General features: G+C 68.2%; 10 protein-coding genes. 5 read left to right on the forward strand and 5 right to left on the reverse strand.

Translation table 11 applies throughout. The features are described 5' to 3' along the window. Positions 1–311: 311 nt before the first annotated feature. From mutL to ATJ93_RS06385, 5 genes are all read right to left on the reverse strand, one after another. The gene (gene mutL / locus ATJ93_RS06365) at positions 312–2,564 is read right to left on the reverse strand and encodes a DNA mismatch repair endonuclease MutL (RefSeq protein ID WP_120243741.1); all 2,253 of its coding nucleotides are present in this window, start codon (positions 2,562–2,564) and stop codon (positions 312–314) included. Further along, the gene (locus ATJ93_RS06370; RefSeq protein WP_120243742.1) at positions 2,561–3,448 is read right to left on the reverse strand and encodes a dihydrodipicolinate synthase family protein; all 888 of its coding nucleotides are present in this window, start codon (positions 3,446–3,448) and stop codon (positions 2,561–2,563) included. Before ATJ93_RS06370 ends, mutL begins: the two co-directional genes overlap by 4 nt. A gap of 153 nt (positions 3,449–3,601) precedes the next feature. Further along, positions 3,602–4,639 (reverse strand): outer membrane protein assembly factor BamB family protein, encoded by a 1,038-nt coding sequence (locus ATJ93_RS06375; protein WP_211334026.1) that lies wholly within the window; start codon positions 4,637–4,639, stop codon positions 3,602–3,604. A gap of 308 nt (positions 4,640–4,947) precedes the next feature. Further along, positions 4,948–6,057 carry a putative sulfate/molybdate transporter gene (locus tag ATJ93_RS06380; protein WP_120243744.1) on the reverse strand — a complete coding sequence of 370 codons (1,110 nt, stop codon included), beginning with the start codon at positions 6,055–6,057 and terminating at the stop codon, positions 4,948–4,950. Between the two features lie 118 nt (positions 6,058–6,175). Next, positions 6,176–6,679 (reverse strand): SHOCT domain-containing protein, encoded by a 504-nt coding sequence (locus ATJ93_RS06385; protein WP_120243745.1) that lies wholly within the window; start codon positions 6,677–6,679, stop codon positions 6,176–6,178. Positions 6,680–6,801: 122 nt separating this feature from the next. Here ATJ93_RS06385 and ATJ93_RS06390 point away from each other — a divergent pair, with 122 nt between their 5' ends. The 5 genes from ATJ93_RS06390 (at position 6,802) to ATJ93_RS06410 (ending at position 12,454) form a co-directional block, all read left to right on the forward strand. Continuing rightward, positions 6,802–7,812, forward strand: coding sequence for an AIR synthase family protein (locus ATJ93_RS06390; protein WP_120243746.1), 1,011 nt, complete (start codon positions 6,802–6,804; stop codon positions 7,810–7,812). 108 nt (positions 7,813–7,920) lie between these two features. Then, positions 7,921–9,294 (forward strand): bifunctional hydroxymethylpyrimidine kinase/phosphomethylpyrimidine kinase, encoded by a 1,374-nt coding sequence (gene thiD, locus ATJ93_RS06395; RefSeq protein WP_120243747.1) that lies wholly within the window; start codon positions 7,921–7,923, stop codon positions 9,292–9,294. Beyond that, complete coding sequence (locus ATJ93_RS06400; RefSeq protein WP_120243748.1) at positions 9,291–10,274, forward strand: TIGR03560 family F420-dependent LLM class oxidoreductase; 984 nt, start codon at positions 9,291–9,293, stop codon at positions 10,272–10,274. The genes thiD and ATJ93_RS06400 overlap by 4 nt, the downstream gene beginning before the upstream one ends. Positions 10,275–10,350: 76 nt before the next feature. Beyond that, entirely contained in the window at positions 10,351–10,677 is a 327-nt protein-coding gene (locus tag ATJ93_RS06405; protein ID WP_120243749.1) for a tRNA-binding protein, read from the forward strand. Positions 10,678–10,936: 259 nt separating this feature from the next. Continuing rightward, entirely contained in the window at positions 10,937–12,454 is a 1,518-nt protein-coding gene (locus ATJ93_RS06410; RefSeq protein WP_120243750.1) for a globin-coupled sensor protein, read from the forward strand. The last annotated feature ends 45 nt before the right edge of the window (positions 12,455–12,499 follow it).

Raw genomic sequence — 12,499 nt, forward strand, 5'->3', positions numbered from 1 at the left:
TCAGTTCGAACCGTCCCTGTACAATGAACGCACCGCTCGAGTTCGCGGTCAGACTCGGTCTCAAGCCGGCGATCAACGAGATCAACTTCGAGCTGTCTGTCGATGTGACCGTTACCACAGCAGGCGCTGGGGAGCGTCGCGGACAGTACGATAACTACTAGGTGAGAATCAGTCGCGTTCTCGCGGAACCCAGCCGTGAGCCGCGCCGGACTCACGGTTGCTGGGGTGTTCGGGTTGGAACATGCAGCCGAAGTGTTAGCGGCCGAAAAGAAATAGGTTCGGGAGGTGTGGGAAACGAACTCAAACAATCCTCAACCCTGATGGCCGGGATAGTCCCGCTCGAACCGATCCTCGATTTCGTCCTCGTCGATCCGGACGACAACCGGCCGCCCGTGCGGGCAGGCGTAGGGATTCTCGCAGTCGTCTAACTTCGAGAGCAGCTCGACCACCGAGCCCTCCGTCAGCGACGTGTTCCCCGTCAGCGACGGATAGCACGCTAAGTCGCCGAGGAACTCGTCGGCCAGCGCGTCGACCGTCTCCGCGCCCGCCTCGCGGTCGCCCTCGATAAAGGAGGTGAGGACGTCCCGCAGGTTCGCGGGCTCCAAGGTCTCCTCGAGCACCGCCGGGACGGTCGTCACGGCGATCGTGCGCTCGTCGACGCGATCGGCGTAGAAGCCGAGCCGCTCGAGGGCGTCCTCGTACCCCTCGAAGGCTTCGGCCTCCGCGGCGGTCAACTCGAGTTCGACGGGGGACGCCAGCGCCTGCGCGGCGGGGTCGTCGGCGAACGCGTCCCGCAGCCGCTCGTAGTTGACCCGCTCGTCGGCGGCGTGCTGGTCGATCAGCGCGAGCCCGTCGGGGGTCTCGCAGACGAGATAGGTGTCGTCGAACTGGCCGAGCACCCGAAGCGGCGGCAGCGAGTCGAAGTCGGTCTCGTCGCCGGTCGCGGGCTCGCCGGCCAGCGTCCGCTGTTCGGTCGGCCCGTCGAACTTTCGGTTCGAATCGGCCGACTCGGTTCGGTCGGTATCGGTAGTCGAGCCGTCGTCGGCGACCGTCCGCGAGTCGGAGCCGTTCGAACTCGAGGGGGCGCTCTCGGGACTCTCGCGACTCTCGGTACTCGAGGGGGATTCCGTCGCCGGTGCCGCGCCATCCGCGGGGTCGGTTCGTGAGGCCGACGGTGATCCCGAGTCGGAAGAGAGGCGGTCCGTCGACCTTGCGCTCGTACTCGAGGGAGACGACGGGTTTCCGTCGTGGTCCGAATCCGGGGCTGATTCGACCCCAATCGTCGATTCGGGCTCGCTCGAGGTCGACTGCGAGCGGTCGGCATTCAAACCGTCGGCGGACGAGGAGCCGGCGTCGCGACTCGAGTCGGCGCTCGTAGACTCGGCGGAATCCGTCCGCTCCGGAGTCGAACGGCTGTCCTCGAGGGAGCGTTGGGTACTCGTCTCCGACGGAGCGCTCGAGTCCGCCCCGGTCCCGCGGCGCGGCTCGATCCGCGCCTCGTCGGGCGCCGACCGACCCCGAGGTGCGCGGGAACGGAGCAGGCCGTGCTCGAGCAGCGCCGACTCCACCGCGGCGTCGATCTGCCGGCGGACGGCATCGTCGTCGTCGAACCGGACCTCGCGCTTGCGCGGGTGGACGTTCACGTCGACGGCGTCGCCGGGCACCTCGAGAAAGAGGACGACGAACGGGTAGCGGTCGCCGCCCAGTTGGGTGCCGTAGGCGCCCATGATCCCCTCGCGGATCGCGTCGGCCGTGACGGCCCGGCCGTTGACGTAGGTCGCGAGGTACTCGCGGCTCGAGCGGTTGGTTTCGGGATGAGAGACGAGTCCCGAGACAGAGTCGACGGGGCCGGGCGGCAGTTCGTCTTCATCGACCTCGACGCGGATCATCGAGGAGGCGACCTCGCGGCCGTAGACCGAGAGGACCGCGGCCTGCAGATCGCCCTGGCCCGTCGTGGCGAAGACCTCGCGGTCGTCGTGGGTCAGCGAGACCGCCACGTCCGGGTTCGCCAGCGCGTAGCGGGTGACGACGCGGTTGACGTGGGCGAACTCCGTCGCCGTCGTCTTGAGGAACTTCCGGCGAGCGGGCGTATTGTAAAAGAGGTCCTCGACCTCGACGGTGGTGCCCTCCGGGCAGCCGACGGGCTCGACCGACGTCACCTCGCCGCCCTCGTAAACCAGTTCCGTGCCCGCGCCGTCGGCGCCCCGCGGTCGCGAGCAGATGGTCAGCCGCGAGACCGAGCCGATCGTGTGCAAGGCCTCGCCGCGGAAGCCCAGCGTCCGGACGCCCGACTCGAGGTCCTCGAGCCCCTCGATCTTGCTGGTCGTGTGCTCGCGGACGGCGGCGCGCAGATCCGCCTCGCTCATCCCGTGGCCGTCGTCGGCGACCCGGATGAGTTCGGTGCCGCCCTCCTCGACGGTGACGTCGACGCGGTCGGCGTCGGCGTCTAGGCTGTTCTCGACGAGTTCCTTGACCGCGCTGGCGGGGCGTTCGACGACCTCGCCGGCGGCGATGCGGGCGACGGTGTCCTCGTCGAGGCGGTGGATGTTGGTTTCCTCGCTCATGCCTCGAGCACGCCGTCGACCGCGTCTTCGATCGCTTCGCGGCCGTCCTCGGGAACGGTCACAAGCGGCGGCCGAACGGCGTCCGATGGAATCACGTCGCGGTACTCGAGCGCCGCTTTCGTCGCCGGAGCGAATCCGTACGCGCCGCAGGCTTCGAACAGGTCCGCGATCGCGTTCTGCAGCGTCGCGCCGCGCTCGCTCTCGGCGGTCTCGTACAGCTCGCTATAGGCTTCGGGGACGGCGTTCGACAGCGCGTTCACCCCGCCGTCGGCGCCCATCCGCAGCGACGGCAGCAGGAGGGCGTCGTACCCCTGCAGGTGCAGGAAGTCGTCGGGCGTCGCCCGCATCGCCGCGAGGAAGTACTCGAGGTCGCCGCTCGAGTCCTTCAGGCCGACGACGTTGTCGTGCTCGGCGACCGCTTCGACGGTTTCGACCGCGATTTCGCCGCCGGTGCAGGCCGGGATGTTGTACAGCAACAGCGGCAGCGGCGACTCATCCGCGACGGCCTCGAAGAACCGCTCGTTACCGGCCGGCGCGTTCGCCGCGTGGAAGTACGGCGGGACGACGACCGCGGCGTCGGCGCCGAGTTCGGCCGCCTGGTCGAGGTACTCGAGGGTCTCGGCGACGCTGGTCGCGCCTGCACCGGTGACGACCGGTACGTCGCCGTCGATCTGGTCGACTGTGAACTCGAGAACGCGGCGCCGTTCGTCGGGCGAGAGGCTGGCGAACTCGCCCGTCGTCCCGTTCGGGAAGACCGCATCGATGCCGCCCGCGACGAGCGTCTCGAGGAGGTCAGTGAGGGCGTCCTCGTCGATCTCGTTCGCGTCGTCGAACGGCGTCGCGACCGGACACGTGATTCCCGCGAGTTCCTGCTGGAGATCCATATCGGGTTGTTTCGCGGCGGTTGCAAAAACGTATCCACTCCACTCTCGAGGTGCTGCCCCCTGCGGAAGTTGTAATCGGGGATGCACAGGGGAACTGGAACCGATCACGACGAACTGGACGCGGAGGTACTCGATTCGGCTCCGCTACGGAGGTCACTGTTCGGTGAGCGCGTAGACGGCCCCGTCGCTGGTACCGACGTAGACGGTTCCGTCGACCACCACCGGCGACGATATCGACGTGTTGCGATCTCCCGTCTCGAAGCGCCACCGTTCGGTGCCGTCGGAAGCGTCCAATGCATAGACGATACCGTCATCGCCGCCGACGTAGACCGAGTCGTCGATTACTGCCGGAGAGGATCGAACTCGTTCCCCCGTCTCGAACGACCACCGTTCGGTGCCGTCGTTGGCAGCTATCGCATAGATGCTATCGTTCACTCCGGCGTAAACCGTATCGTCGACTACCGTTGGCGGTGCCGTTCCGGGAGTGGCCGTAGAGTCGTCCGTTTCGAAAGCCCACCGTTCGGTGCCGTCGGCGGCGTCCAGCGCGTAGACCTTCTGATTCCATCTGAGGTAGACGGTGCCGTCGGCTACCGCTGGCGTCGCGTTTCCGAGGGCGTCGGTCTCGAACGTCCACCGCTCGGTACCGTCAGCGGCGTCCAGTGCGTAAGCGGCGCTCCCGCTCCCGATGTAGACGGTGTCGTCCACCACCGCCGGCGAGGCCGTGACGCTGTATCCCACCCCGAACGTCCACCGGTCGCTGCCATCGGCGGCGTCCAGCGCGTAGAGCTGTCCGTCACCGTTGTTTCCAATATAGACGGTTCCATCGACCACCGTCGGTGACGAAATTCCGAACTGGCCGGTCTCGGAGCGCCACTGTTCAGTACCGTCGGCAGCGTCCAGCGCGTAGACGTGGCGCTCGTGACTCCCGACGTAGACGGTGTCGTTCACGACTGCCGGCGCCGAGTCGATCCGCCCGCCCGTGGAGATGGTCCACCGTTCGGTGCCGTCACCGTCGAACGCGTAGACTGACCCACCGTCGCTCCCGACGTAGGCGGTGTCATCGATCACCGCAAGCGCTTTCCCGGCCCACCCGTCCGTCTGGGCGGTCCACCGTTCGGTGACCGAATCGGTTGGACCGGTCGTACCCGGCGGCCCTCCCGTCCGGGCGGAATCGTACTGAAACGTCGACACGCCGGCACTGCCCGCAGTTCGTGTCCTCGCGGTACGGGGGAGGGAACAGCCGCTGAGGAGGGCCAATCCGGTCCCGGAAAACTGGAGGAATCTGCGCCGCGACGGGGCGTGTTCCATAGCTATTGCTCCCATCCGACAGGGATAAAATTAGTGTCATTTCCCCCGGTACGGAAATAAGCGTGAGTATGTGGAACAAAACTGATGTAATTAGACATTCATACAAGCCCTCTCTCTACCCCGCCGTTCTCGTCTGACTCATCGAGCGAACTTACTCGGACGACGCGATCTGACGGAACAGCCGGACGGGCTCAGTCGCCCCTCGAGACCAGCCAGAACGCGACGGCACCGAGGACAAATGCGACGCCGACGTTGACCGCGAGGCCGACGATTCCGACGCCGACGACCAGCGCCAGTGCCCGTAGGTCGTCCCAGTCGACGGGGTCGAGCGCTGCACGGCCGAGCTCGAGCGCGACGACGGCCAGCAGAACCCCGAGCAGGGCCGTCGGGAAGGCGGCGAGCAGCGCGCCGGTCGCGACCAGCGCGAGCGCGACGTAGCCGATCCCGAGCAGGACGTTCGCGCCGCCGGTCCGCGCGCCGAAGGCGTACTTCCCTGCGAGGCCGCCGCTGCCGTGGCACATCGGCACGCCGCCCAGCGGGATCGCCGCGAGGCAGGTCACGCCCATGCTCGTCGAGAGGTCGTCGGCCGAGATATCCCGATCGTAGAGGTCGCCGCAGAGCAGCGCGGTCGCGATCGCCGCGTTGCCGACGGTCATCCCCAGTTGGGCGACAGTGCCCTCGAGTGCGGCGGCCGTAAGGCTGGGCGTGCCGGCGGGGAACGGCGTGAGTTCCGGCGCCGTTGGCATCGGCATGCCGGCCGCAGCGACCGCCGCAGCGGCGCCGAGCGCGAGGACGACCAGCACGCTGGACTGGCGGTAGCCCGCGAGCGCGAGCAGGCCGACGACCGCGAGGCCGGCGCCCGCGACAGCCGGACCCCCGAGCGAGAGTTCGACGGCCGACTCGAGCAAGAGCAGGGCGACGGCGAACTGGACGCCGCGGATGACCGGCTCGCCGACGACGCGCTGAACGCGGCCGACGAGGCCGAGTTGCCCGACCGCGAGTAGCACGCCGCCCGCGAGGAGGCCGGCCGCGGCGAGTTCCGGATACGAGAGGGAGCCGACGATGGCCAGCCCGACCAGCGCCTTCATCGGCTCGACCGAGAGCGGCATCCCGTAGTAGAGGCCCCAGACGATCTGGAAGACGCCGAAGCCGACCAGCACGTGCGGCAGGGAGACGCTCGTCGTCGCGGCCAGCGCCACCAGCAGCGGCAGCACCGTAATCGAATCCCCTAGCGCACCCGTCAACTCGCCCAGGGAGAACTCGAGGTCGGATCGACCCGCCGTCGGGAACGAGTACGCCATTGACGTCCGATTCGCTATCGACGCTTTTGACCGTTTTGAGTAACCATTCGGGGTTTCTCGAGCGACAAATGATGCGGGAATCGGTTACGTCGAACCGGACGGTCGATCGAGAACGGCGTTACGACCGCTCCTCGACGTCGACGGTAGTGGTTCCCGACCGCGAGGACTCCGCGAGGTCGTCGTCCATCGCGGTCTCCATTCGCCGTTCGAACTCCGCTTCGCTAATCTCGCCGTCGACGTACTGCTCTTTCAGCCGTTGCCTGCGATCCTCCGGCGTCGGTTCGACCGTCTCCGCGACGTCGAACTGCCGCAGGACGGGGTACTCGCGCTCGAGTCGCTCGACGAGCGCGACGAGCCGGTCGCTCCGGGGGAGCGAGGCGCTCCGCAGGACGGAGACGACGGTCGCCGCGAGGAACAGAGCCGCGAGCAACCCGAGACCGAGTCCGAGCGCGATCCACTCGGCGGCTTCGCCGACCATCGCCAGCAGGATGAACTCCTCGCCGCGCGGGACGCTTCCGGAGAGCACCGACAGCGCGTCCAGCACGCCGAGCAATCCGACGCCGAGCAGCAACGCCGTGGACGCGATGAACCCGCCGAAGTACAGCCAGCGACGAGAGACCATATCCGACCGTTGGGACGACAGCGGATTAAACGTACCGCGCGGTTCCGAACGCGGAGGTGAGGCCGGGTCCGACGACGGGACGGATCACCACCGCTAAGAGCGCTCCCTGCGACGGTCCGAGCGTGAGCGACCTCGGTAAAATCGATCGGACGTTCTTCGAACGGCACGTCGCGTCCAACCTCGGCGCGGACCGCGACGACGTCGCGCTGGGTCCCCAGCACGGCGTCGACTTCGGCGTCCTCGAGATCGGCGGCCAGGCACTCGTTACGGCGACCGACCCGATATCGATCCTGCCGCCGCTGGGCTTCGAGCGTGCGGCGCGGTTCGCCCTCGATTTGATCCTCGCGGACGTGGCCGTCAGCGGCGTCGCGCCGTCGCACCTCTCGATCTGTTTCACCCTCCCCGAGGCGATGACCGACGACGAGTTCGCGACGGTCTGGGAGACGATCCACGAGGAGTGTACGGATCTGGGCGTCTCCGTCGTTACCGGCCACACCGCGCGCTACTCCGATCCCACGTTCCCCTGGATCGGCGCGGCGACCGCGATGGGCGTCGGCGAGTTCGACGACATCGTCCGGCCGGACGGCGCACAGGTTGGCGACCGACTCCTGCTGACGACCGGCCCTGCCGTCGAGGCGGTCGGCCTGTTGAGCACCCTCTTCCCCGACGAGATAGACGTCTCCGACGGCGAGCTCGCCGACGCGCAAGCGCGCCTCGAGGAGGTCCACTGCGTCCGGGACGCGCTGACGGCGGCCGCGGCGGGTCCGGTGCGGGCGATGCACGACGTGACGGAGGGCGGACTCGCGGGCGCGCTGAACGAGATGGCCGACGGCGCGGACGCCCGATTCGTCGTGGACCGCAAGGCCGTCCCGATGCGCCCCGGCGTCCGCGAGGTCTGCGACGCCCTCGAGATCGATCCCTGGGCGACGACCAGTTGCGGTTCGCTGCTCATCGCGGTCGATCCCGACGGCGTCGACGACGTGCGGGCGGCGCTCGAGGAGCGCGACACCGTCGTCGCCGAAATCGGCCGCGTCGAGTCGGGAACCGGCGTCGTCGACGAGGCGGGCGAACGGATCGAACACCCGGCCGGCGACGCCTCCTGGGGCGTCTACGCCGACCTTGCGAGCGAGTAGCGAAGACTGATAGGCGTCGGCGTGGTCGCACCGCTTGAGTTCGAGCGCCGACGATCGTTCGCCCAGCACACCACCATCAATTTGTATAACCGAGAAATACGTCCAGCTATGAGAACGCCAGCACCCGACACGCGTCCCGTCGCGCTGACGATCGCCGGCAGCGACTCCGGCGGCGGCGCCGGGATCCAGGCCGACCTCGCGACGATGGTCGCCCACGGCGTCTTCGGCACGTCGGCGATCACGGCCGTCACCGCCCAGCACACCCGCGGCGTCGAGTCCTCGCACGTCCTGCCGGTCGAGGAGGTCGAGGCCCAGCTCGAGGCCGTCACGGGCGACTTCGACGTCGCCGCGGCGAAGACGGGGATGCTCGCGACGACCGAAATCGTCGAACTCGTCGCCGAGAAGGCGCGCGACTTCGAGTTCCCGCTGGTCGTCGACCCCGTCATGGTCGCGACCTCCGGGGATCGGCTGCTCGAGCCCGAGGCCGAGCGCGCCTACGAGGACCTGCTCTCGGCGGCGACCGTCGCGACCCCCAACGCCGACGAGGCCGAGGTGTTGACTGGAATCGAGGTCGTCGACGAGGAGAGCGCCCGCGAGGCCGGCCGGGAGATCCTCGAGACGGGCGCCGACGCCGTCCTCGTAAAGGGCGGGCACGTCCCCGGCGAGCGAGTTCAGGACGTGCTCGTCACGGCCGACGAAGTGCGGGCGTTCGAGCACCCGCGGATCGGTACGGAGGCCACCCACGGCTCCGGCTGCGCGCTGGCGGCCGCAATCGCCGCCAGGCTTGCCAACGGCCAGCCGCTCTCGGACGCCGTCGGCGGCGCGACCGACTTCCTCGCGCGGGCGGTGCGGTACTACTACGACGTCGGCGAGGGCCACGGCGCGGTCAACCACATGGCGTCGCTGCGCAACGAGGCCGCGCGCGAGGCGACCGCAGAGGAGGTCGAAGCCGTCGTCGAGGAGTTCGTCGCGGCCGACGTCTCCGGGCTCGTTCCGGAGGTGGGGATGAACGTCGTCGGCGCGACGCCCTACGCCGAGGCCGTCGACGAGACCGCCGCCGTCGAGGGACGGATGACCCGGACGCTGTCGGGCGTCCGGCCGAACCGCGGGGTGCGGTTCGGCGCCTCGAGCCACGTCGCACGATTCTTGCTCGCTGCCCGGGAGTTCTTCCCCGAACTCCGGTTCGCCGTCAACTGCCGGTTCGACGAGGACGTCGAGGCGGCGCTCGAAGGCCTCGAGTGGCCAGTCGCCGAGTACGACCGCACCGACGAACCGACCGAGATCGCGGCGATCGAGGGACGCACGATGCAGTGGGGCGCACAGCGGGCGTTCGAGGACCGCGACGAGCCGCCGGCCGCCGTCGTCGACCGCGGCGCCGTCGGCAAGGAGGCGGTGGTGACGCTCGTCGCCGCGGATCTGAAGACGCTCGTCGAGCGCGCGCTGACGCTGAACGCCGCAGTCTCGGAAGGTGACGAATCGTGAGCGCCAGCGCCCTCGAGTTGGACGTCGGCCTCGTCCTCCCGCAGTACGGCACCGACGTCGCGACGGTCCGCGAGACCGCCCGCGAGGCCGAACGACTCGGCTACCGCTCGGTATGGCTCGAGGACCACTTCCAGTCGTGGATCGGCGACCGGCGGCGGGCGACCCACGAGTGCTGGACGACGCTCAGTGCGCTCGCCGAGGCGACCGAGGAGATCCGCCTCGGAACGCTCGTCACCTGTCAGTCCTACCGCCATCCTGCACTGCTGGCGAAGATGGCTGCGACGGTCGACCGCCTAAGTGAGGGGCGGCTCGAGCTCGGCCTCGGCGCGGGCTGGTACGCCGACGAGTACGACCGCTTCGGCTACGAGTTCCGCGAGCCGCCGGCCGAGCGGATCCACAGGCTCGGCGAGACGATCGAGATTCTGCGGGGTCTGTGGACGAACGAGACGTACAGCCACGACGGGGAGTATCTCGACGTCGGCCTCGAGCGCGCGTTCTGCGAACCCCAACCCGTGCAGGACCCGCACCCGCCGATCTGGATCGGCGGCGGGGGCGAGGACGTGACCCTCCCCTACGCCGCCGAACTGGCCGACGGCTGGAACTACGGCACCCTCGAGCCCGAGGGATTCGAAGGGAAACTCGAGGTTCTACGCGAGCACTGCGGGGACGACCAGCGGTACGACGAGATCACGAAGTCCGCTGAACTATTCGCGTTCGTCGGCGAGACGACCGACGAGGCCGAGAAGAAGCGCGAGCAGTTCCGCACCGAGTTTCTGCCGGACGAACCCGAGGAGCCCCGGGAGTTCTTCCTCGCGGGCTACCTCGAGACGGCGCCGACCGGGACGCCGGCCGACGTCCGCGAGTCGCTGGCTGCGTACGCCGACGCCGGGATCGAGGAAGTCATGCTCGTGGTTCCCGACGCGGCCGAGTCCGAAGACGAGAGTCTGGCGCTGCTGGCCGAGGAACTGGCACTCGAGTAGCGCAGCCTTGGACTTCTGCGTCCGGATGCCGGAATCCAATTCCTTATTCGGGAGTACGTCCACGTCACGACCTGCCATGGTCGACAGTCCGTTCGACGTCGAAATCCGCGTCGGCGAGGTGCTCGAGGCGGAATCGTTCGAGGAGGCGAACAAGCCGAAGATGACCAAGCTGTGGATCGACCTCGGCGAGCACGGCGAGGTACAGTCCGCCGCGCAGTTGGACCACCACTACGAACCCGAGGAACTCGAGGGACGGCAGGTGCTGTGTGCGACGAACCTCGGCGAGGTTCGGATTGCCGGGTTCAAATCCGAGGCGCTGACGGTCGGCGTCCCGGACGACGACGAGTTCCCCGTCCTCGTCGAACCGGAACAGGACGTGCCGCTCGGCGGACTGCTGTTTTAACGTTCCCTGCGACGGCGCGCAACGCCGTCGTACCGTGGACGCGCAGCGCCCGAGTCGCTACACCGTGGCCCGATCGGACCGATCGCCGTACCGGGCGGCCGATGCTGATTACTACTCGATATGTGCTGTGAGTGCGAGCGATCTGTAAGCGTAGATTCTCGTTTTCCCACCTTGACCGGGAAGATCTCGAGCTATAGTTCCGATTACAGATAATTCTCCGGCAAGAATACTTATGGCACCGAGGTCCCCTCTCTGGACCATGTCACAGCAAGGGCAGGCGACGGGCGGCGCCGGCGCTCCACAGCGCACGTCGTTCGACCGGGCGAGCGTCGATCGAGTCAAGGAGTTCGTCGGCTTCGGTCCCGAGGACGAGCGCCGCCTCGAGGAGCAGGCACACCTCTTCGAGCGGGTCAGCGACGACCTCGCGGACGAGTACTACGAGAACGTTCGGTCCCGCCGAAAGCTCGATGAGGCGTTCGCCGCGTCGGAGCTCAGCGGAGCGGAGTTCAAACGGGCGCACCGACAGTACCTCGAGGCGTTCGGCGACGGCGACTACGGCCCCGCCTTCTTCGAGCGCCGGGCCGAGTTCGCCCCTGCGGATCTGTTCGTCGAGCCCGGACTCAACGAGTACGTCGGCTCGTACATGGTGTACTACGAGCGGCTGCTCGAGGAGATCGCCGACGAGGTGACGGCGGAGTATACACCGGACGCGGCCGCCGAGGAGGATGCGGCGGATGGAGCGGCAAACGCAGAGACGGACACCGCAGCGGCTGTCGAGGCCGCCGTCGACGAAACCGTCGAGCGAACCCTCTCGACGCTCCGGCTGGCCGTGCTGGACCAGCAGTTCGTCATCGGCTCGAAGGTCGACGACTTCATGGAGCAACTCGCCTCGATGACCCAACGACGGAAGTCCGTCCGCGAGGACCTCGAGGACACCGTCGAGGAACTCGAGGACTACGCGGAGCGGATCGGTGACGGCACGGAGACGATCGACGACGTCGCGACCGAGCAGTCGTCGTCGACGGCCGAAATCGCCAGCGAGATGTCGAACCTCAGCGCGACCGTCGAGGAAATCGCCTCGAACACGGAGGAGGTCAGCGCGACCGCCGAGCGCGCCGAGGAGATCGCCGGCGAGACGACCGACACCGCCGAACGGGCGATCGACAAGATGGAGGGCGTCCGGGAGGCGGCCGACGAGGTTACCGAAGACGTCGAGGATCTCCGGGAGGGCGTCCAGCGCATCGACGAGATCGTCGACGTGATCAACGATATCGCCGACCAGACCAATCTGCTCGCGCTGAACGCCTCGATCGAGGCTGCGACCGCCGGCGAGGCCGGCGACGGGTTCGCCGTCGTCGCGGACGAGGTCAAGAATCTGGCCGAGGAATCCCAAGAGGAAGCGGCCACCATCGAGCGGATGGTCAACCAGATCCAGGAGGACACACAGGAGACCGTCGAAAGCCTCGAGGACGCCAACGAGGAGATCGACGACGGCGTCGACCTAGTCGAGGACACCGTCGAGAACCTCGGGGAGATCGAGACCGCCGTCAGCGAGGCGGCCTCGGGGGTCGACGAGGTCGCGACCGCGACGGACGACCAGGCCGCGAGCACCGAGGAAATCGCCGGCATGGCCGACGAGGTGATGGCGAACGCCGATCAGGTCGCGGCCGAGGTCGAGTCGCTGGCCGAAGTGAGCGAGGACGTCGAGCAGCAGGTGCAGGTCGTGACGGAAATGGTCGACCGGCTCGCGGACGTGCAGCAAACCGAAGACGTCTGAGACCGGCCCGCGAGGCCGGGCGCCGGGGTCGGCTGCTCCGGAGCC

It is taken from the genome of Halopiger aswanensis (assembly GCF_003610195.1).
GTDB classification, from domain to species: Archaea; Halobacteriota; Halobacteria; order Halobacteriales; family Natrialbaceae; genus Halopiger; species Halopiger aswanensis.